Source organism: Pedobacter alluvionis (assembly GCF_003664035.1).
Taxonomy (GTDB): Bacteria; Bacteroidota; Bacteroidia; order Sphingobacteriales; family Sphingobacteriaceae; genus Pedobacter; species Pedobacter alluvionis.
Genome location: NZ_RCCK01000010.1, coordinates 1,410,622 through 1,432,984 on the forward strand (window position 1 = coordinate 1,410,622; position 22,363 = coordinate 1,432,984).

15 protein-coding genes are annotated in these 22,363 nt (G+C 38.6%); 12 read left to right on the forward strand and 3 right to left on the reverse strand.

Annotated features, from left to right (window positions below; genetic code table 11):
* The first annotated feature begins 118 nt into the window (after positions 1 to 118).
* The 8 genes from BCL90_RS06195 (at position 119) to BCL90_RS06230 (ending at position 14,045) form a co-directional block, all read left to right on the forward strand.
* Entirely contained in the window at positions 119 to 1,402 is a 1,284-nt protein-coding gene (locus BCL90_RS06195) for a BNR repeat-containing protein (RefSeq protein WP_244214188.1), read from the forward strand.
* 16 nt (positions 1,403 to 1,418) lie between these two features.
* Positions 1,419 to 3,590, forward strand: a complete 2,172-nt coding sequence (locus tag BCL90_RS06200; protein ID WP_121283461.1) for a family 43 glycosylhydrolase — start codon at positions 1,419 to 1,421, stop codon at positions 3,588 to 3,590.
* On the forward strand, positions 3,590 to 4,723 hold the full coding sequence (locus BCL90_RS06205; protein ID WP_121283128.1) for a glycoside hydrolase family 88/105 protein: 1,134 nt from the start codon (positions 3,590 to 3,592) through the stop codon (positions 4,721 to 4,723). Before BCL90_RS06200 ends, BCL90_RS06205 begins: the two co-directional genes overlap by 1 nt.
* A gap of 14 nt (positions 4,724 to 4,737) precedes the next feature.
* The gene (locus BCL90_RS06210; protein WP_121283129.1) at positions 4,738 to 5,985 is read left to right on the forward strand and encodes a DUF2264 domain-containing protein; all 1,248 of its coding nucleotides are present in this window, start codon (positions 4,738 to 4,740) and stop codon (positions 5,983 to 5,985) included.
* A gap of 68 nt (positions 5,986 to 6,053) precedes the next feature.
* On the forward strand, positions 6,054 to 7,175 hold the full coding sequence (locus BCL90_RS06215; protein WP_208529853.1) for a glycoside hydrolase family 43 protein: 1,122 nt from the start codon (positions 6,054 to 6,056) through the stop codon (positions 7,173 to 7,175).
* A 113-nt stretch (positions 7,176 to 7,288) separates the two neighbouring features.
* On the forward strand, positions 7,289 to 9,124 hold the full coding sequence (locus BCL90_RS06220; protein ID WP_121283130.1) for a glycoside hydrolase family 35 protein: 1,836 nt from the start codon (positions 7,289 to 7,291) through the stop codon (positions 9,122 to 9,124).
* 253 nt (positions 9,125 to 9,377) lie between these two features.
* Complete coding sequence (locus BCL90_RS06225) at positions 9,378 to 12,407, forward strand: SusC/RagA family TonB-linked outer membrane protein (protein WP_121283131.1); 3,030 nt, start codon at positions 9,378 to 9,380, stop codon at positions 12,405 to 12,407.
* A gap of 12 nt (positions 12,408 to 12,419) precedes the next feature.
* Entirely contained in the window at positions 12,420 to 14,045 is a 1,626-nt protein-coding gene (locus BCL90_RS06230; protein WP_121283132.1) for a RagB/SusD family nutrient uptake outer membrane protein, read from the forward strand.
* Between the two features lie 322 nt (positions 14,046 to 14,367).
* Here BCL90_RS06230 and BCL90_RS06235 read toward each other — a convergent pair whose 3' ends face one another.
* Positions 14,368 to 14,898: an OmpA family protein gene (locus BCL90_RS06235; RefSeq protein WP_121283133.1), complete on the reverse strand. Its 531-nt coding sequence runs from the start codon at positions 14,896 to 14,898 to the stop codon at positions 14,368 to 14,370.
* 179 nt (positions 14,899 to 15,077) lie between these two features.
* Between BCL90_RS06235 and BCL90_RS06240 the strand changes: the two genes are divergently transcribed.
* Positions 15,078 to 15,848 carry an SDR family NAD(P)-dependent oxidoreductase gene (locus BCL90_RS06240; RefSeq protein ID WP_121283134.1) on the forward strand — a complete coding sequence of 257 codons (771 nt, stop codon included), beginning with the start codon at positions 15,078 to 15,080 and terminating at the stop codon, positions 15,846 to 15,848.
* Positions 15,849 to 15,870: 22 nt separating this feature from the next.
* Here BCL90_RS06240 and BCL90_RS06245 read toward each other — a convergent pair whose 3' ends face one another.
* The gene (locus BCL90_RS06245) at positions 15,871 to 16,569 is read right to left on the reverse strand and encodes an NUDIX hydrolase (RefSeq protein ID WP_121283135.1); all 699 of its coding nucleotides are present in this window, start codon (positions 16,567 to 16,569) and stop codon (positions 15,871 to 15,873) included.
* 161 nt (positions 16,570 to 16,730) lie between these two features.
* Here BCL90_RS06245 and BCL90_RS06250 point away from each other — a divergent pair, with 161 nt between their 5' ends.
* On the forward strand, positions 16,731 to 17,792 hold the full coding sequence (locus BCL90_RS06250; protein WP_121283136.1) for a UDP-glucose--hexose-1-phosphate uridylyltransferase: 1,062 nt from the start codon (positions 16,731 to 16,733) through the stop codon (positions 17,790 to 17,792).
* A gap of 10 nt (positions 17,793 to 17,802) precedes the next feature.
* On the forward strand, positions 17,803 to 18,954 hold the full coding sequence (locus BCL90_RS06255; protein ID WP_121283137.1) for a galactokinase: 1,152 nt from the start codon (positions 17,803 to 17,805) through the stop codon (positions 18,952 to 18,954).
* A 533-nt stretch (positions 18,955 to 19,487) separates the two neighbouring features.
* Here the strand turns inward: BCL90_RS06255 and BCL90_RS06260 are convergent.
* Complete coding sequence (locus BCL90_RS06260) at positions 19,488 to 19,802, reverse strand: RNA recognition motif domain-containing protein (protein ID WP_121283463.1); 315 nt, start codon at positions 19,800 to 19,802, stop codon at positions 19,488 to 19,490.
* A gap of 324 nt (positions 19,803 to 20,126) precedes the next feature.
* Between BCL90_RS06260 and BCL90_RS06265 the strand changes: the two genes are divergently transcribed.
* Positions 20,127 to 22,007: a sialate O-acetylesterase gene (locus BCL90_RS06265; protein ID WP_166792186.1), complete on the forward strand. Its 1,881-nt coding sequence runs from the start codon at positions 20,127 to 20,129 to the stop codon at positions 22,005 to 22,007.
* The last annotated feature ends 356 nt before the right edge of the window (positions 22,008 to 22,363 follow it).

Below are 22,363 nucleotides of genomic sequence, written 5' to 3' on the forward strand. Positions count from 1 at the left end.
ATTTAACCCCCTGTATAAAGCTTAAAAATTTCGGTACTTAGGCTTTGCCAAATGTAATACCGACCAGTGTAAACGTATAATGTATCAATACCTCAATAAAAATATATTTCTAATCTGTGTGTTCGTCAGTGTTAGTCTGATAAGTGTTGCACAAGAAACAAAGCTGAGTACTATTGCCAGCAACGGTTGGGCAAACAATTCAGTAAATACTGTTATTTTTCGTAAAAATGCTTTAATTAGCTTTAAAGATAGCCAGTATGCTGCATATTATGATCACGAACAAAATGTGGTATTGGCCAAACGCAAAATCAGCTCTAGTCGCTGGACGTCGGTTATTACACCTTACAAAGGCGATGCTACCGATGCGCATAAATCAATCAGTATCATGGTTGATGGGGATGGTTTTCTTCACGTTGCCTGGGGCCAGCATAATAATAATCTAAACTATGCCAAATCAGCTTCAGCGGGTTCATTAACTTTAGGCAATAAAGAAGTTATGCTTTCCACAAAGGAAAATAAAGTCAGTTATCCTGAGTTTTATAAGCTGGCTAATGGCGATCTTTTGTTTTTTTACCGCGATGGGGGCTCTGGAAACGGAAACCTGATGATTAATCATTATAGTTTAAAGACCAAAAAGTGGACACGGATACAAGATGGGATGATTGATGGCGAAAGACAGCGTAATGCCTATTGGCAGGTTGCAGTAGACCGGGTTGGAACCATTCATTTATCGTGGGTTTGGCGCGAAAGCCCTGATGTAGCCAGTAACCATGATTTATGTTATGCAAAATCAACCGATGAAGGCATCACCTGGTTAAAATCTACCGGCGAAAAATATCAGCTTCCCATTACCGCCACAAATGCAGAGTATACCGTAAAAATTCCACAGAAAAGTGAGTTGATTAACCAAACATCAATGTTTGCCGATGCGAAAGGTAAAGTATTTATTGCGGGCTACTGGCGCGGAGCGAATGAAACCGGGCCTCAGTATCACCTTGTCTTTAAAACAGATAGCAGCTGGAAAGTAAGTAACCTGAATTTTAGAAAAACAACGTTTAGCTTGAGTGGTACCGGTACCAAGCGGATTCCAATTTCGCGACCACAGATTATCGTTTGGCCAAATGGAAAACATTATGCCGCGGGTTTATTGTTTAGAGATGCCGAACGCGGAAACAAGGCATCTATTGCTTTAAATGATCATCTTGGATCAGAAAACTGGATAATTAAAGATCTGACCAAAACAAGCATGGGCGATTGGGAACCTACGTATGATACTGAACTTTGGAAAACTAAAGGTATATTGAGCCTATTTTTACAAAATGTTACCCAAATAGATGGCGAAGGAAAGGCAGATCAGGCACCAACAAAGGTCCAGGTATTGGATTGGAAACCAAAAAAATAAAATAACTACACGAGAAATGAAATATTCACCAACAAAATATGCTATTCTTTTATTGCTGATATGTTTATCAGGAAAAATAATCGCACAACCTAAAAAAACTTCTGGTCAAAAAGCCGGATCAAAAGAGAATGTGGCTTACTTATTTACCTATTTCACCGGAAATTCGAAAGCAGAAGAAGCCATTCGTTTTGCAGTGAGTACCGATGGTTATCATTACAGCGCATTAAATAACAATAATGCAATCATTTCTTCAGAAAAGATCAGCAGCACTGGTGGCGTTCGCGATCCACATATTTTACGCAGTGAAGATGGCAAAACCTTTTACATGGTGGCTACTGATATGGTTTCGGCTAACGGCTGGAACTCGAACAGGGCCATGGTATTGTTGAAATCAAATGATCTGATCCATTGGACATCAGCAGTTGTTAATATTCAAAAACGTTTTCCGAATAACGAAAACCTGCTACGCGTTTGGGCGCCGCAGACCATCTATGATAAAACTGCCAAAAAATATATGGTTTATTGGTCGATGAAGAACGGCGATGATCCTGATAAAATTTATTACGCTTACGCCAATGCGGATTTTACCGACCTGGAAAGCACTCCAAAGCAGCTCTTTTTTAGTCCAACCAATGGCTCTTGTATTGATGGAGATATTATTTATGATAAAGGAAAATACAACCTGTTCTTTAAAACGGAAGGTAACGGCAATGGCATTAAAAAAGCAGTTTCTGATAAACTAACAGAAGGTTATGTATTACAGGATAAATACCTTCAACAAACTAAAGAAGCGGTAGAAGGAGCCGGTGTTTTTAAACTGAACCATGGCGATGAGTATATCCTGATGTATGATGTATACATGAAAGGCCGATACCAGTTTACCAAAAGTAAAGATTTGGCAAATTTTAGTGTGGTAGATCAAGATGTTACAATGGATTTTCATCCAAGGCATGGAACTATTTTGCCGATTAATCAGCAAGAGTTAAGCCGGTTACTCAAACAGTGGTATACTGTGGGGTCTGTTCTACAGACCGTAAAAAACAAGGCAATCAACCCAAATAATATTGTGCTGGATAGTGTGAACCAAAAACTTTATCTCCCTGTAAATTATGGCACAGATCTAAAGGTTTTTGATCCGCAGTTTAATACCTTTAACCAAATCAGCATCCTGCCAAAAGGAAAACTGGATTTTTCTAAAGGACCTGTAAAAATTAAGGTGAGCATTCCTGGTCATCAAGCTAAAACCTACGAGGTAAGTGTTGCCGTAGCGAATAACCCTGTGCTAAAAGGTTATTATGCCGATCCAGAGATTTTATATTCCAATAAAACTGCTAAATATTATATCTATCCAACCAGTGATGGATTTAACAATTGGAGCGGTACTTATTTTAAAACTTTTTCATCAACAGATCTGGTTAACTGGAAAGATGAAGGCAAAATATTAGACCTTGAAAAAGACGTTTCATGGGCAAAAAGGAATGCCTGGGCACCTACTATTATCGAAAAGAAAGTAAATGGAATGTATAAATATTTCTATTATTTCACAGCTGCGCAGAAGATTGGTGTTGCTGTTGCTAACGATCCGGCGGGGCTATTTAAGGATAGTGGAAAGGCTTTAATTGCGGACAAGCCAAATGGAATTAAAGGTGGTCAGGAGATTGATCCGGATGTGTTTAACGATCCTAAAACCAATAAAAGTTATTTGTACTGGGGAAATGGCTACATGGCCGTTGCACCATTAAATGATGATATGATTTCGGTTGATACCAGTGCGATTAAAATTATTACCCCAAATAGTGATTTCAGAGAAGGTACGGAAGTATTTTATAGAAATGGGAAATATTACTTTTTATGGTCGGAAGATGATACCCGAAGCGAGAATTACAGGGTAAGATATGGTTTTTCTGACTCGCCTACAGGGAAAATAACCATCCCTGAAAACAATCTGATTTTGGCAAAAGATGCAACTCAGGGTATTTACGGTACAGGGCACAACAGTGTAATCAAAGTAAATGTCAGAGACGAATGGTATATGGTTTACCACCGTTTTACCCGGCCAAAAGGAATTTCGATGGGAGACGCTGCGGGCTTCAACCGCGAAGTTTGTATTGACAAGATGGAATTTAATCCTGATGGAACCATTAAACCTGTAAAACCAACTGTAAACGGCATTAAACCAATACACTAATGAATTTAAAATTATATAAAGTGCTTTTCTTACTCTTTTTCTTAACCAGCGGAGCGCTAAATGCCCAGAACCACCTGTCAAAAGAAGAAGTGCTGGAAATGATTAACCGGGCAAATACTTATTGGCAAAGCAACAATAAACCCGAAGTGCGTGCCTTTTGGGATCACGCAGCTTATCATACCGGGAACACGGAGGCCTATAAGGTTACCAAAAACGAAGCATACCGAAAATATTCGGAAGATTGGGCCGGATACAACAAATGGATGGGCGCAAAATCTACCGATAAATCCAATTGGAAATATAAGTATGGCGAAACAGATGAACATGTACTGTTTGGCGATTGGCAAATCTGCTTTCAAACCTATATCGATCTATATCACCTGAAACCCGAAGAATATAAAATTGCCAGGGCAAAAGAGGTAATGCAATACGAAATGAGTACACCTAACAACGACTATTGGTGGTGGGCTGATGGCTTGTATATGGTAATGCCAGTAATGACCAAACTTTACAAAGTAACTGGCGATCAAAAATACCTGGATAAACTCTATGAATATTTTATGTATGCCAACAGCATCATGTACGATAAAAAGGAAAAGCTTTATTACCGCGATGCCAAATATGTTTATCCAAAACATAAAAGTGCCAATGGCAAAAAAGATTTTTGGGCAAGGGGCGATGGCTGGGTGTTTGCAGGTTTGGCAAAAGTGCTAAAAGATCTGCCACTTACAGATCCACACCGGAATGAATACCTAACCAAATACCGCAATATGGCCAAAGCAATTGTTAAAAGCCAGCAGGCAGAAGGGTACTGGACCAGAAGTATTCTTGATCCGCAACATGCACCAGGTCCAGAAACCAGTGGTACAGCTTTTTTTACTTATGGTTTGTTATGGGGGATAAATAATGGTTATTTAAAAGAAAAAAACTATTTACCTGCAGCACAAAAAGCATGGTTATATCTGGCTAAAACAGCATTACAACCTGATGGTAAATTGGGTTATGTACAACCGATAGGGGAGAAAGCTATTCCGGGCCAGGTGGTTGATGTAAATTCTACATCGAATTTTGGTGTAGGTGCATTTTTATTGGCAGGAAGCGAAATGTACCGCTATTTATCAAACGAACACTAAATTTTAAAGAGAAAATGAGACTTAAAAATATCTTGATTACAGGCTTATTGATCATCATGGCTGGTGGATCTGTTTTTGCACAAAAGAAAGCCAAAAATACTAAAGGTGCGGCGCTAACTGACAGGCAGTTTTGGTTGCAGCAAATGGATAAGATGGTTAAGCCAGTTTTGTATAACCTGGCTAAAGACAGCTTGCGTATTGCGATGCCAAAAATTACTTCTGTTCATATCGATAATAAAGAACACCGCATTAAAGTACAATATGTGGAGGTTTTGGGTAGGGTTTTAAGTGGTATTGCACCATGGTTACAGTTAGAAGGAGGTTCAGATGAAGAAGTTGCCTTAAGGAAACAATATCGTGAATGGGCTATTCAGGGCTTAAAAAATGCATTAGATTCTAATGCCAAAGATTTTATGAACTTCGATATTGGCGGGCAACAACTGGTAGATGCCTCCTATGTGGCACTGGCTTTGGTACGTGCACCATGGCTATGGGAAAACCTGGATAAGAAAAACCAGGCATTGATGATGCAGTCTATTGTAACGACCAGAAGATTTAAGCCAGTTTTTTCTAACTGGTTACTGTTCTCAGCAATGAATGAGGCTTTTCTGGCTAAGTTCGGTTATAGTTGGGATCCGATGCGTGTTGATTATGCCCTGCAACAAATGGAGCAATGGTACATAGGCGATGGAATGTATAGTGATGGAACATCATTCGCCTTCGATTATTACAATAGTTATGTAATCCATCCTTATCTGGCAACTTTGGCCAACATCATTGGCACTAAAACGAGCAGTTATAAGGAAATGTTCGGGAAAATTAAAAAGCGTAATGAGCGATATGCTATCATTCAGGAAAGATTAATCAACGCCGATGGCACTTATCCTGCAACTGGTCGCTCTATTATTTATCGTGGAGCAGCATTTCATCATTTGGCTGATATGGCCTGGAGAAAAGCATTGCCTAAACAGTTAAGTGCGGCGCAGGTACGTTGTGCTTTAACAGCGGTAATCAGGAAAACTTTAGAGAGCCCTTCAACCTATAAAAATGGATGGTTAACCATCGGTTTATATGGCGATCAGCCCAATCTCGGCGATTTCTATAACAACCAGGGCAGCCCATATATTGCTTCAAATATCTTCTTGCCTTTAGGGTTGCCCGCATCAGATCCTTTTTGGGCTAACCCAGCAGAAAAATGGAGTGCACAAAAGATCTGGAGCGGCGAGAATTTTGAGAACGACCATAGTGCCAGTTTAAAATAAGTAATAGTTGGTATACAATTAAAAAGATGTAAGTAATCACTGCTATATACTATTAAAAATTAGTTAAAATGATGAATAAGAGAATCAGTTTTATTTTAGGATTTATCGCCTTTAGTTTGGGCTTCAGCAGTTTTGTTTCTGCCCAGCAAACCTATACTTCTTTTACCCCGGGTAAAATCTGGAAAGATGATAAGGGTGTTCATATCAATGCACATGGCGGTGGTATTGTCGTGTATAAAGGCATTTATTATTGGTTTGGAGAACATAAAATCGAAGGAGAAATAGGAAATACGGCACAGGTAGGCGTGCATTGTTATTCATCGAAAGATTTATACAATTGGAAAGATGAAGGCATTGCCTTGCCGGTTTTAAACGATTTGACCAGTGATATTGCCAAAGGCTGTATCCTCGAAAGGCCTAAAGTGGTGTACAACAAGAAAACTAAAAAGTTTGTAATGTGGTTTCACTTAGAACTTTTGGGTAAAGGTTATGCAGCAGCCAGATCAGGTGTAGCTGTTGCAGATCGCCCAACCGGGCCATATACTTTTATCAGGAGTTATCGCCCAAATCCAGGTAAAATGCCTTTTTATGCGTCAGGTACAGCCGAAAAAGATATAGTAAACTGCCAGCAACCAGCCAATAAAAGTGATGGCTTTTTCTGCAGGGATTTACCTGGCGGGCAAATGGCAAGAGATATGACCGTTTTCGTTGACGATGATGGAAAAGCCTATCATGTATTTTCTTCTGAAGAGAACTTTACCTTGCATTTAGCAGAATTAACACCAGATTATTTAGGGCATACCGGAAAATTTATCAGAATTTATGTAGGACAGCAAACAGAAGCACCAGCTTTGTTCAAGAAAAATGGAACTTATTATATGGTTGGTTCAGGCTGTACAGGCTGGGCGCCAAATCCGGCAAGATGGTTCAAAGCAAGCAATATCTGGGGGCCCTGGACTTATATGGGGAACCCTTGCCAGGGCGAAGGTGCTAAACTAACCTACGGTGGGCAAAGTACACATGTATTGCCAGCACCGGGTAAAAAAGGAGATTTTATTTTCATGGCCGATAAATGGGCACCAAAAAACGCAATTGATGGCCGTTATTTATGGTTGCCGATCAAATTTGAGAATGATAAAATTTCAATAAACTGGGCAGATGAATGGGATCTGAGCGTATTTAAAAAGTAAATAGAAAACAAAATTTTCATATAAAACCTGATGATTGGATTGCGTAAAGCAAGGCAAAAAGGGACTTTTTTGCCCGAAATTCGGGGCATCTTAAAAACAACTTTTAAAAAAAAATGAAAGCAAAATTACTATGGTTAATGGCGATATGTTTCTCCTTATCGGCTTTTGGCCAGCAAGCTAAACATACGTTTAAGCTGGGAGAAACAGACTTTTTACTAGATGGAAAACCTTTTCAGATTATCTCTGGTGAGTTGCACTATCCTCGTGTGCCAAAAGAAGCCTGGAGAGCACGTATGAAAATGGCCAAGGCAATGGGTTTAAATACCATTGGTACTTATGTATTCTGGAATTTGCACGAACCGCAAAAAGGAAAATTCGATTTTTCAGGTAATAACAACATTGCAGAATTTGTAAAAATTGCCCAACAGGAAGGCTTGTGGGTTATTTTAAGGCCAAGCCCTTACGTTTGTGCAGAGTGGGAGTTTGGTGGCTATCCTTATTGGTTGCAAACCGAAAAAGGTCTGGTGGTAAGAAGTACCGAACAGCAATATTTAGAAGAGTATAAAAAGTATATTATTGAAGTTGGTAAACAGTTGGCGCCACTGCAGATTAACCATGGTGGTAACATCATTATGGTGCAGGTGGAGAATGAATATGGTTCTTATGCTGCCGATAAAAACTATTTAGCTATCAACCGCAAAATGTTTATAGAAGCCGGTTTTGATGGATTACTTTATACCTGCGATCCTGCAGCAGATGTAAAGGATGGACATTTAGATGGGTTGCTACCCGCACTAAACGGCATTGATAATCCAGCAAAAATCAGGCAATTGGTAAATGAAAATCACAATGGCAATGGGCCATATTTTATTGCAGAATGGTACCCGGCGTGGTTCGATTGGTGGGGAACCCCTCATCACACTGTTCCAGCAGCACAATATACCCAAAAGTTAGACTCTGTTTTAATGGCAGGTATTTCGATTAATATGTACATGTTCCATGGAGGGACCACCCGCGATTTTATGAATGGTGCCAACTACAAGGATATTTCGCCCTACGAACCACAAACCAGCAGCTATGATTATGATGCACCTTTAAACGAGGCAGGAAATGTGACTGAAAAATTCAAGGCATTTAGAAGTGTGATCGAAAAACACCTTCCGGCAGGACAAAGTTTACCCTCAATTCCAACTGCAAAGCCCAGCATGGCCATTGCACCTTTTAAATTGGCGACAAAAGTAGCTTTGTTCAATGCATTGCCTAAAGCTGTGAAAAACAGTACACCTTTAACTTTCGAGGATCTAAGTCAGGATTATGGCTATGTATTGTACCGCACCACCATTCAGGGAGGTAAAAAAGGCGAACTGCAACTTCAACAATTGCGCGATTATGCGCTCATTTTTGTTAATCAAAAAAGGGTAGGTATTTTAGACCGCAGACTAAACCAGAATACATTAGCATTAGATCTTCCGGCAGGAGAGGTACAGCTTGATATTTTTGTGGAGAATATGGGCCGGATAAATTTTGGAAAGTATTTACTCGAAAACAAAAAAGGAATTACCGAACAGGTTACTTTTGATGGTACCGAGATTAAAAAATGGTCGATGTATGGCTTCCCTTTTAGCAACGATCACCTGACCATGACTGGTTCATCAAAAGCTAATGGAAATGGGCCAACATTGCAGAAAGGTTCCTTCCAGATTTCAACCGTTGCCGATACTTATTTAGATATGACCGATTGGGGAAAAGGAGTGGTATGGGTTAACGGACACAATTTAGGTAAATACTGGGCAATTGGTCCACAGCAAACGCTTTATATTCCTCAGGAGTGGCTAAAAAAAGGTAAAAACGATATTGCCGTTTTAGAACTGATTAAACCTGATCAGAATATTTTAAAAGCAATTGACAAGCCAATCTTAAACACGCTTAAAAAATTAAACGTAGACTAAACGTTTAAAAATCTTCAAATTAGGGGTTAAAAAGGAAATTTTGACAAAAAGTAACAATTTAACCCCTACTTATTACCGTATTACCCCTCACTGTACTGGGATTTTATGTTTACTTTGTTGCAATCAATCCTTCCTTATTCATGCACAATTTCTACATCCGGTCAGATTAAATATTTACTGAAATATTTTTAATAGACTACAATTTGAATTCCTCTCGCGGTTCAATTATTAACTAACCAAATAATCTTAAAAAATGAAAAGAAAACTACTAGACACATCTAAGTGTGCGGTAATGTTTTTGTTTGTTTTAATCCTATCCTTAGGTAATTCAAACAATTCAATTGCACAAACAATCGCTCAAATCTCAATTTCCGGAAAAGTAAAAGATAATAAAGGTAACCCCGTTCCAGGTGCATCTATTAGTGTTAAGGGAACTACTCAGGTGGTGGCCAGCGATGCCAATGGAAATTTCAAGATATCAGCCCAGAAAGGACAAAGTTTGGTCATTAGTTTTATAGGTTACGTAACCAATACAGTATTGGTAGCTAATGACACACAACTGAGCATCGTCCTTGCAGAGGATAAGGATAAAAACTTACAAGATGTAATTGTTGTAGGTTATGGTACGCAAAAGCGTTCTGATGTTACCGGTTCAATTGTTTCTGTACCTAAAGCAAGGTTGTCGCAATTACCTGTAACAAATGTTCTTCAATCCATTGAAGGTGCAGTAGCAGGGGTAAATGTTAGCACTACATCATCTGTTCCTGGAAGTCAGCCGAATGCGCTTATTCGTGGGCAAAACTCTATAACAGCCAATGCAGGTCCTTATGTAGTGGTAGATGGTGTTCCGCTAACTAAAACAGGTGGATCGTTAAACGATATTAACCCCAATGATATTGCATCGGTAGAGGTTTTGAAAGATGCGAGTGCTACCGCAATTTATGGTACCAATGGCTCAAATGGCGTAATCTTAATTACCACAAAAAGGGGAACAACTGGTAAACCGGTTATTCGCTACAGCGGTTATGCAGGTATCGATGATATTGCACATATTTTGCAGCCAGGAAGCGGTGTAGATTATGTTCAAAAATATGCTGATATGCTTAAACAAACCGGCCAGGTACAACAAAGACCAGTTCCAAATATCGGTGAACTTCCTGCTTATAATGCCGGTACCACAACCGATTGGGTTAAAGAAGCAACCCAACAAGGTGTAATTCAGGATCATAATGTTAGTATTTCGGGTGGATCACAGGATGTTAAATATTTCATTTCAGGCGATTATCTTAATCAGAAAGGTGTAATTAAAGGTTATGATTTTAAACGTATAGGTTTGCGTTCTAACCTGGATGTTAATGTAACCAGTTTTTTAACTATAGGTACATCATTATTCTTAACCAGTAATAACTTCGACGGTGGAAGGGCAAACCTGTTATTAGCAACGGCGATGAGTCCCTATGGTCAGGAATATAACGCAAATGGAACGTATGCGATTTACCCGATGAGTCCGGAGCAATTGTATACGAATCCACTGTTAGGTTTAAAAACTACTCAAATCAGAAGAACAACCAACATTAATGGAAACGGTTACGCTGAAGTTAAATTTCCCGGTGCTTTAACCGGTTTGAAATTTCGTTTAAATGCAGGTTACACTTACTTCCCTGAAAAAAGAGCAAGCTATATCGGCCGTTTAGCTAATGATTTAAATGGTACAGCAAGTAGTTTCAATGCCTCTACAAACAGTTATACTGTTGAAAATATCTTAACTTATTCTAAAGACATTAAAAAACACCACTTCGATTTTACGGCTTTATACAGTGCTCAGGAGCGTCAATACAGTTCTACTACAGCTGGTGCAGTTGGTTTTATCAATGATGAATTAGGTATGAATAATATGGGTGCCGGAGCTACACAAACTAGTGGGTCTAACCGGGATAGATATGGATTGAACTCACAAATGGGTCGTTTGTTTTATTCTTATGACAGCAAATACTTACTGACTTTAACTGCACGTAGAGATGGTTCTTCAGTTTTCGGCGCAAATACAACCAAATACGGTGTTTTCCCTTCTGCTGCAATTGGCTGGAATATCATTAACGAAGACTTTATGAAAAGCGCCAAGGTTTTCAATAACCTGAAACTAAGATTATCTTATGGTAAAACAGGTAATGAGGCTGTAGATGTTTACAGAACCATAACCACAGAAGGTTCTTTACGCTCCCCATTTAATGGGATAAGTACGATTGGTGTTGCTCCAAATAACTTAGGAAATACATCATTACAATGGGAAACCACAAAAACGGCAAATATTGGCTTAGATTTCGGTATTCTTAACAACAGGATTAATGGTAGTATAGAAGCATATCAGAATAAAACATCAGGTCTTTTATTAAACAGAGCTTTACCAATTATAACGGGTTACTCAAGAGTATTAGAAAATATTGGTAAAACAACGAATAAAGGTTTAGAGATCACTTTGAATACACAAAATATTGCTGGTAAAGATTTCCGTTGGGAAACCATGTTTGTTTTTGCGACTAACAAAAATAAAATTACAGATTTATATGGCGATGGAAAAGACGATTTAGGAAACAGATGGTTTATAGGTAAGCCAATTAGAGTAGTGTATGATTATCAAATGACTGGCGTTTGGCAAACGGGAGAGGACGTTTCTAAACAAGACCCAACAGCAAAACCAGGAAGCCTGAAATTTGCTGATTTAACCAGCGACGGTAAAATTACTGCTGATGACAGAACGATTCTAGGTCAAATTGATCCAAAATGGACCGGTGGTTTAACCAATACTTTCCACTACAAAAATATCAACCTGAGTATTTTTATTCAAACTGCGCAAGGTATGACTAGAAACAACCCGGATTTAAGTTATGGTGATGAAACAGGAAGAAGAAATACACCTGCTGAAATTGGTTACTGGACGCCTGAAAATATGAGTCAGACAAGACCAGCATTGTCTTACAACAACACTTTAGGATATGGCTATGCATCTGATGCAAGTTACACCAGAATCAAGGATGTAACTTTAAGTTATGTTTTCGCACAGTCAGTGTTAGATAAACTTCACCTTGGTGGCTTAACCGTATATGCAAGTGGTCGTAACCTGCACACTTTTACCAAATGGGTAGGTTGGGATCCTGAACAAACTACTTACAGTAGAGGATCAGGCGATGGCAATGCAAATCAGCAGGCATTCGCGGCAGACTGGACAAATAATTATCCTTTAACAAGAACTTTCGTATTGGGTTTAAATGTTTCATTACGTTAATTTACAATCATCATGAAAAAATATATAACCATAATTGCATCATTATCAGTGTTTTTTGTTGCGTTTTCATCCTGCAAAAAAGCATTTTTAGATGAGAAACCGTTTTCATCATATACACCATTAACGCTTACCGATTCACTTGGATTCGAAGCCTCGTTAATTGGTTTATATAACCATACAAGTACAATTTTTTCCTGGGCTGATCAGCAGGGCTGGCCAAGCGTTTGGCAGGTTGGAACTGATGTTGCAAATGCAACCAATAACCAGCAAGGCGTAGAAATTCCTTACTATAATTACGCAACGCTAACGCCAACGGACAATGGAGCTGCCCGTACCTGGAACAGAAACTACATCATGGTTAACTTAACCAATATTATTGTAGACGGAGTCGATAACCCCGGTTTAACAAGCTTAAGTGCAAAAGGTAAAAGCCTGGTAAGTGCCGAAGCTAAATTTTTCAGGGCTTATGCTTACAATAACTTAGCAACTTTGTTTGGTGGCGTGCCATTGATTGTGCATGCATTAGCGGGGCCTAAAATAGATTTTGTAAGGGCACCAATAGCTGATGTAAATAATTTTATCGTTTCAGATTTAGTGTATGCTGCGGCAAACCTTCCTGATATCGAATCAGTAAAAACAAACAGCAAAGGGAAAATGTACGGCAGAGCGAATAAGTTTATGGCGATGCAATTGCTTGCTGAGGTTTACCTTCGTATCGGCAAGCCTGATCTGGCAGAGCAACAAGCCCAGGCCATTATCAGCAGCGGCAAATTCAGTTTAATTAAAAACCGCTATGGTGTTAAAACCAGCCAGGCCGGAGATTATTATTCTGATATGTTCCAGTATGGCAACCAGAGAAGATCTCAGGGCAATACAGAGGCTATCTGGGTACTGGAACAGGAAAATCCGAATGTTGTTGTTGGTGGAATCACTGACAATCCCCAGCAAAGAAGGGTTTGGGGTGCTGCTTATTACAACATTGCAGGTATGGCTATTGCCGATTCGTTGGGTGGCCGTTCTATTGGTAGATTGCGTTTGAGCAACTGGGTGCTTTACGGTCTGTACAAAGGAAATGATATCCGTAACTCTCAATACAACATCCGCAGAAGATATTATTACAATGATCCGAATCCTACTTATGCAGCCAGATACGGAAAACAGGTGCCTTTCACAGGTCCGGATACTTTAATTAATATTTGTCCGAGTACAACCAAATGGGGTGCTTTCGATCCTAACGATACTTTTGGTTATGCAATGATTAAAGATTTTATTCTAATGCGTTTAGGCGAAACTTATTTATTACTTGCCGAAGCACAGGTTGCACAAGGTAAAACAGGGGATGCGGCAACGACAATTAACGTGTTGAGAACCAGAGCAAATGCTGCACAGGTTAGCGCTTCTGAAATGACAAAGGATTTTATTCTTGATGAAAGAGCCAGGGAATTAATTGGTGAAGAAAACAGAAGAATGACCTTGATGAGAACAGGTACTTTGGTAGAACGTGCACTTAGATTGAACTCGAACGATGCTTCAAAACCAATTACCGGCCTAACGACAAAAAACTTGTTATTGCCAATTCCTTTGAACGAAATACAGTTAAATAAGGATGCTGTATTAACCCAAAACCCAGGCTATTAGCCTATTTTGGTTAGTATGATTAATACGCTCTTCGGGTCTTTCTGTAAAGAAAGGTTCGGAGAGTTTTTATTTACAGCCGTTTTTAAAGCAGGGTAACCTGGTTAATCTGTTAAATCAATATTCATTTAAGAAAATGGATTATCGAATCTTTCTTTTCTGAAATTAACTTTAAATCAACGTTTAATTTCTACCCGAAAAGCAGAAAACGGTATAAAATGCCTTGAAGTCGAAGGGCAGAAACAAGTTCAGAAAAACGACTACACGCTAAATAAAAAAGGGCTATGAAAATTAAATCATGGCCCTTTTTCTTATATTTTAAGAACTAGTTCTGAACTTTTATTTCAGTTCTTCTGTTCAACATTCTACCTTCTTCGCTGCTATTGCTGCTAATAGGCTCTTTCTCACCATGACCAACAACAGTGAAATTATTTCCGTTTAAACCGGCGTTTATAAAGTATGATTTTACGGCATTTGCACGATCAACCGAAAGTTGCATGTTGTGCTCAGGTGTACCTTCTGCAGAGGAATGGCCATTAAGTATAAACTTTGTGTTAGGCGATTTTTTCATTTCTGCTACTGCTTTATCCAGAATTGAGAATGATGATGTTTTAAGTACAAATGAATTAAACTCAAACTGGATGTTATCTAAGTTAAAATTGGGCTTTTCAACTGGAGCAGGTGCTTCTTCTTTCTCTGGTACAGGCGCTGGTTTTTTCTCTTCTACTGGTGGTGCAGGCTTTTCAACAGGTGCCGGAGCAGGTTTTGCTGCCAGTTTTTTTGTTTTGCAAGAATACATGGTTAGCGTAAACAAAGCCAGGAGAGTCGTAAATAAAAGGTTTTTGGTAATGTTCATGTTTTAAGATTAATTTAAGTTTATTGTGTGTTTGTTGCCCAAACATACTAATAAATGATTATAGCTATAACGATGTTTTTTTTAAGAACTTATATTTAATGTATTAATCCTGTTAATAACTTCAGTTTTACTCAAACATATTTACATCAATTTTCCTTTATGTATTATAACATTTTTATATGGATCGTTTTGAAAACAAAATTGCTTTAATTACCGGAAGCAGTCAGGGAATTGGTGCTGCATGTGCCTTAAGGTTGGCCAAAGATGGCTGTGATATTATTTTAAATGGGCATAAATTTGATGAGCGGGGCGAAAAACTTATCAAAGAAATACAGGACATGGGTAGAAAGGCAACTTTTTTGGAAGCCGATTTAAGTAAAGCCAATGCAGCCACCAAATTGATTACCGATGCAGTTGCCGTATTTGGCCATTTGGATATTTTAGTCAACAATGCGGGGGTAGAAAAAAAAGCCAGCTTTTGGGAAGTTACAGAAGAAGATTACGACCTGATCATGAATACCAACTTAAAAGGTGTTTTTTTTAGCATCCAGTCGTTCGTAAATTATTGTAGAAAAAGCAAAGTGGCCGGAACGATAATCAACATGAGTTCTGTACATGAAGAAATCGCATTTCCGCATTTTGCTGCCTACTGCACGAGTAAAGGAGGTTTAAAGATGTTAACCAGAAATCTTGCTTCAGAATTAGCCCAGTTTAATATCAGAATTAATAATGTAGCTCCCGGAGCTGTTTCAACTCCGATCAATCAGAATTTATTGAACAATAAAGAACAGCTGGAAAAGGTACTTCAAAATATCCCGTTAAAACGAATGGGCAAGGCAGAAGATGTGGCCGCGGTAGTGGCATTTCTTGCTTCTGATGATGCGGCCTATGTAACCGGATCAACTTATTATGTAGATGGGGGATTAACCTATCATTATGAAGAACAATAGGCTAATCGTATTATAAATTAATTTAAACCTTTAAATTTGGCATTAAGTTTAAGAAAGCCTGCGAATTGGCATTATATTTCTTCTTATCTAATTTAAAATAGAATGCACCTTTTTTAGAACCTGTTCGGTCTTTTTCGGCCAGCTTAATTAATAAACCTGTAGAGGTAATTTTACGGCTAAAATTTCTGGTATCGATTTTAGTGTCGTTTACCTCCTCAAAAAGAATATGCAGCTGTGGAATCGTAAATTTTTTAGGCAGCATTTCGAATAATATTGGATGAAGTGCAGCTTTATACCTTAATTTTTTGCGCGCATCAGTAACCATTTGGTTATGATCGAAAATAAGTTTTGGCCGGTCGTTAATCAAAAACCATTCGGCCTCATAATCGTCATTTAACTGTGCCTCATATTTGTGGATATCAATGAGGGCAAAATATCCAACAGAAAGCGTTCTTTCGATGGGGTCGCGGCCAGGCTCTCCATAAATCTGCATCTGCTCCAGGTAAACGCCTTCTAAACCTGTCATTTTTTTGAGTACCCTATTTGCTGCATCATCCGGACTTTCATCGGCGCCTACAAAACCTCCCATTAAACTCCATTTATTTATTTCGGGTTCTAAACCCCGCTTAACCAATAGAATTTTAAGGTGTTCACCGTCAAATCCAAACACGATACAATCAACAGCAACAAGATAATGTGGCTGCCTGGAATATTCAATCATTTTTTATCAAGGTTTTAAAGGGCTTAATATGTTCAAATTTTTACTAAAATAAAAATTATTATTAATTGTCGTTTTGACAATTAATAATAATTTTATAATTTGGCCGACTAGATGGGAGAGCCACCTGGCCTTCTTTTTTCTAACCAGTTGAAAAATATAAAATGAACCAAACATTCGAACTTGACAGTAATCCACATACCCGGCTTAATATATTAACCGGCGAGTGGGTATTAGTATCACCACACCGCACCAAAAGACCATGGCAAGGTAAGGTTGAAGACATCGCACCAGATAACCGCCCCGAATATGATCCTAAGTGTTATTTATGCCCGGGAAACGGTAGGGCAGATGGCGATAGCAATCCAGAATATACGGAGAGCTTTGTTTTTAACAATGATTTCGCCGCTTTGTTGGAAGATACACCTGCCGGTGATATGAACGAAGATGATTTATTGGTGGCTAATAATCAGAGAGGGCTTTGTAAGGTAATCAGTTTTAGCCCTAAACATAATCTAACGCTTCCTGAAATGAGTGTCGAAGCCATAACTGCTGTGGTTAACGTTTGGCAGAACGAATTTAACAGCCTGGCTGAAAACGATTGGATTAAATACATTCAGATTTTCGAAAATAAAGGCGAAATAATGGGCTGTAGTAACCCACACCCGCATGGACAGATCTGGTCGCAGGGCGATATCCCTTTAGAAATTGCCAAAGAAACTGAGCGCCAGAAAACTTACTACGCCATCCATAGAAGAAGTTTACTTGCCGATTATTTAAAGCTGGAGCAAAAGAAAAACGAGCGCATTGTATTTGAAAACGATCATTTCGTGGTATTGGTACCTTTTTGGGCAGTTTGGCCATACGAAACCATGATCATTAGCAAACGACATGTAAACAGCATCAAATTGTTTAGCGAAGCGGAAAAGAAATCATTAGCCGAAGCGATTAAAGTATTAACAACCAAATACGATAACCTGTTCGAAACATCTTTTCCTTACTCTGCAGGCATGCACCAGGCTCCGGTAAACAATGGTTATTACCCAGAATGGCATTGGCATATGCATTTTTATCCGCCATTATTACGCTCCGCATCGGTTAAAAAGTTTATGGTAGGTTACGAGATGCTTGCCAACCCTCAGCGAGATATTACCCCTGAGTTTGCGGCAAACCGCCTGAAAGAAATGTCTACTATACACTATAAAATCAGCAAAACTGAAGTCTAAAATATTCATAATGAATGCACAACATTTAAAAAATACATTTAAAAAACTTTTCAATGCTGAACCCATTTTAGTACGTTCGCCGGGAAGGATTAATATTATAGGCGAGCATACCGATTACAATGGCGGTTTTGTAATGCCTGCTGCTATAGATAAAGCCATTTATGTAGCCATATCAAAAAGAGAAGACGATGAAATACATTTATTTTCTGAAAGTTATCAGCAATTTGATATTTCATCAATCAAAAGCCTGAAAAAATCAGAAAATAGTTGGGCCAATTACATTTTAGGTGTTGCCGATCAGTTAAAAGAAAGAGGTCACAAGTTGGGCGGCTTTAACTTTTATATTGATGGTGATGTGCCTTTGGGCGCTGGTCTATCGTCGTCCGCTGCTGTAGAATGTGCTACCGGATTTGCGCTTGATCAGCTTTTTTTGCTTGACGTTCCAAAAATAGATATTGCTTTAATTGCTCAAAAGGCAGAACAGACTTTTGCTGGTGTTAACTGTGGTATTATGGATCAGTTTGCCTCTGTATTTGGTAAAAAAGATCAGGCCATCATGCTTGATTGCCGATCAATGAAACATGTTTATATCCCTTTAAAGTTAGATGGCTACAAACTTTTGCTTTTAAATACAAATGTAAAACATGCTCTTGCTGATTCGGCTTACAATAAAAGAAGAGCCCAATGCGAGCAAGGTGTAGCCTGGGTAAAAGAACATTATCCTGGTGTTAATACATTACGCGATGTAGACCTTAGCATGTTAGAAGCGCACGTTAAGCCAAAAGATGAAGAGGTATTTACAAAATGCAGTTTTGTAGTGAAAGAAATAGGGCGTTTACTAACAGCGGCAGAGCAACTTGAAAACGGTAATCTGCAGGGTTTAGGAAACCTGATGTTTGAAACGCACGAAGGTTTAAGCAAAGATTATGAAGTAAGTTGTAAGGAATTGGATTTTTTGGTTGAAGCTGTTAAACCACTAGATTACGTATTGGGTGCCAGGATGATGGGTGGTGGTTTTGGTGGTTGTACCATCAATATTGTTAAAGAAGAAAAAATTGTGGGTTTAATAGAAGAGCTATCTTCAAAATATTTATTACAATTCGGGCTCAAGCTGGATGCTTATACCGTTCAAACCGATAACGGAACCAGTTTATTTAATTAAAATCTTTAATCATCATCGGCTTATTGGTCGCACTTTACAGTGTATATTGGTAAACGATTTAGATCAACAATTATTTACTTTGACAATCTTTTTGGGGTAATGCTTAGTAGATTGTCAAAGTTTATTTCTTAATGATAAATGCAATTAGTCCAAAAATTCAGGGATCGGGATGTCCGAAGTTTAAGGTAAAAAACGACTCTGTTTTCTCTGTGATTTCTTCTCTGTGAACTCGGTGGTTAAAAAAACAAAATTATCCTTCACCTTCCGTAGCCAATTTTTTCACCAGTCACGGTAAAGTAAGATACTGCCCGATAAGTGTGAAAAGGACCACCACTACAGAAATAAAGTTTATGTAAAATTAGCTAGATGGTAGAGGTCTTTCGCATAATGATTTGAGGGTATCGTCATCCTATGGCTATTAGATACGAAGCTGATCTTGCATTGGATAAATCAATCTTTATAGCAGGATAGCCAAAAAAGCAAGAAAGATTAACATTATTCTTGAGCCTTTCAGTAAAGGCAGATTTAATACACTAGCGTTGTAATCTGGGCCTTTTACTTTTAAAAGTTGGGTTGGGTTTTGGTTTTACTGCTTTAGCACCACCTTCCTCTTCGGATATTTTAACTGTAATGACATTACCTTTAAATGTTTCACCATTTAGAGTTGATACGATGTTTTTGGCATCGGGAAGACTATAAATTTCCAGAAAAGCGTAACCTTTACATTTACCCGTTGCCCTGTCTCGAACAATTTTAATTGTTTCTACCCTACCATGAAGGCTAACCAATATTGCCAAATCCATCTCTTGGATATTGTCAGGAAGGCCGCCTATGAAAATCTTAATCATTAATTCTTTTATTTGAGAGAACATTTGGGGCTATAACTATTAAATCCAGCGTTGTTCTTTATGAACTGCAAAATAAGTAAAATGATGTTCTTACCCAAAATAATTTGTATGAATTTTGTCTCATTAGCCATAAAATTTGTTTGAAGCAGACCTGTATATTGATGTTGACCGGTAGAAAACGTACATTCGTTTTCTAATCATCAAAAAATAGGTTAAAATATGAGCGCGCGCAGGTTAAGATCTATACTTCTCATCACACTACTACTTTGCATATCTCCCTTTATACAAGCTAAAATTTTATTACCCTCAGTTTTTAGCAATAACATGGTTTTACAGCAGAAAACCAATGCTTCAATCTGGGGCAAATCAGACGCAGGTAAAGCAGTTAAAGTAACGGTTTCATGGAATAAAATTAATTATGGCGCAATTGCCGATGTCAAAGGTAATTGGAAAATTAAAGTGGCAACGCCAGGCTACGGAGGACCGTATACCATCACCATATCAGATGGAGAACTGTTGGTGCTCAATAACGTATTAATTGGCGATGTATGGATCTGTTCAGGGCAGTCGAACATGGAAATGCCACTGGCAGGCTGGGGCAAAATTCTCAATAATGAAAAGGAAATTGCCGAAGCTAAATATCCCAATATCCGTTTATTACAGACGGAACATGTTACCAGTAATTTTCCACTTAATGATGTTAAAGTGGCCAATGGCGGTTGGCAGGAATGCAGTCCAAAATATATTGCGGAGTTTTCTTCTACCGCATATTTCTTCGCCCGCGAAGTGTATGAAAAAACTAAAATCCCTATTGGCCTGATCCATACTTCCTGGGGCGGTACAATTGCCGAAGCCTGGACGAGTGCAGAATCCTTAAAAAAGATGGCAGATTTTTCTGCTGCAGTTGATAAGATTCAGAAATCTGCTAAAAATCCATCTTCAATTTCTTATGAAGAAAAGCTGAAAAATTGGATTAAAATCACCAAAGATAAAGATTCAGGTAATCAAGACGGACAGATGAAATGGGCTTTAGTAGAAAGTAGCAATTGGAAAAATATGACTTTGCCGACCTTATGGGAGGACGCAGCACTTAAAGATTTTGATGGTGTGGTTTGGTTTACAAAAAAGGTTACCATTCCGGAAAACTGGAAAACGAACAGGGTAAAGCTTAATTTGGGTACTATTGATGATAACGATATTACTTTTATAAATGGTGTAAAAGTGGGCGAAACAGCAGGGTATAATGTTGCGAGAACGTATGCAATACCTGCTAATTTGCTCAAAGTTGGCGATAATACGATCACTGTAAGGGTTTTTGATAGTGGAGGCGGAGGTGGTTTATATGGTGACGCTAAAGATTTAAATTTAACAAATGGCGCTTCCGTGAAAATTTTACTGGCTGGTGAATGGAAATATAAGATAGGTTTGGATTTTAAAAATATTGAACCTAAGCCTTATGAAGAAAACGGCGCTAACCGCCCAACAGTTTTGTATCATGCTATGATTCATCCTTACCGCCAATTCTCCATCAAAGGGGCTATTTGGTATCAGGGAGAAGCTAATGCCGACAGAGCTTACCAATACCGTGAATTATTTCCAACAATGATCAAAGATTGGCGTCAAAAATGGGGGCAGGGCGATTTTCCATTTTATTTTGTTCAGTTGGCCAATTTTATGCAAGTTGATAATTTGCCAGCACAATCTGCCTGGGCAGAACTTAGGGAGGCACAGCAAAAAACACTCGCTTTGCCAAATACGGGCATGGCCACAATTATTGATATTGGCGATGCAAAAGATATCCACCCTAAAAACAAACAGGAGGTAGGCAGAAGACTGGCATTAATTGCCCTTGCCAAAACGTATGGACAAAAAATAAATTATTCCGGCCCCGTTTATCAATCAAATAAAATTGAAGGAAAACAGATTGTTTTAACCTTTAGCAATACAGAAAACGGATTAAAAGCCGCAGATGGCACGGCACTTACGGGTTTTGCCATCGCTGGAGCAGATAAGAAATTTTATTGGGCTAAAGCAAGTATCAAGGGAAATCAGATTCTTGTCAGTAGCGATCACGTAGCAAACCCTGTTGCTGTTCGTTATGCATGGGGAAATAATCCTGTTTGTAACCTGGTTAGTAACGATGGCTTGCCAGCGTCGCCATTTAGAACAGATACGTGGCCAGGTATTACCTTTGGAAAAAAATGAATTTTTCGTAAAGCAGGTTTAATGCTTTTCTGTCAGAACAGTCCTTCTTTTAGTTACTATCTTTTGTGAAGGTATTGCTCAATGTCATTAAGTTAGGGGGGAAATCGCAAAAATGTCATCCTGAGGTATGATTTATTATTAAAAATCAATATGAATGACAGATTTTTAGCGGATTTTAGACTCCGAGGAATCGTCATTCCCAACTTGATTGGGAATCGTAATGCAAGCGCTTTAAGATTCCCGCCTGCGCGAGAATGACGGCCGTACTAATAGATTCTGTCAATGGTAGTATAATCTAAGGGCATTCATTTGCGATTTACCAATCTCAAGAAGTCTCCGACTACGCTCAGATTAAC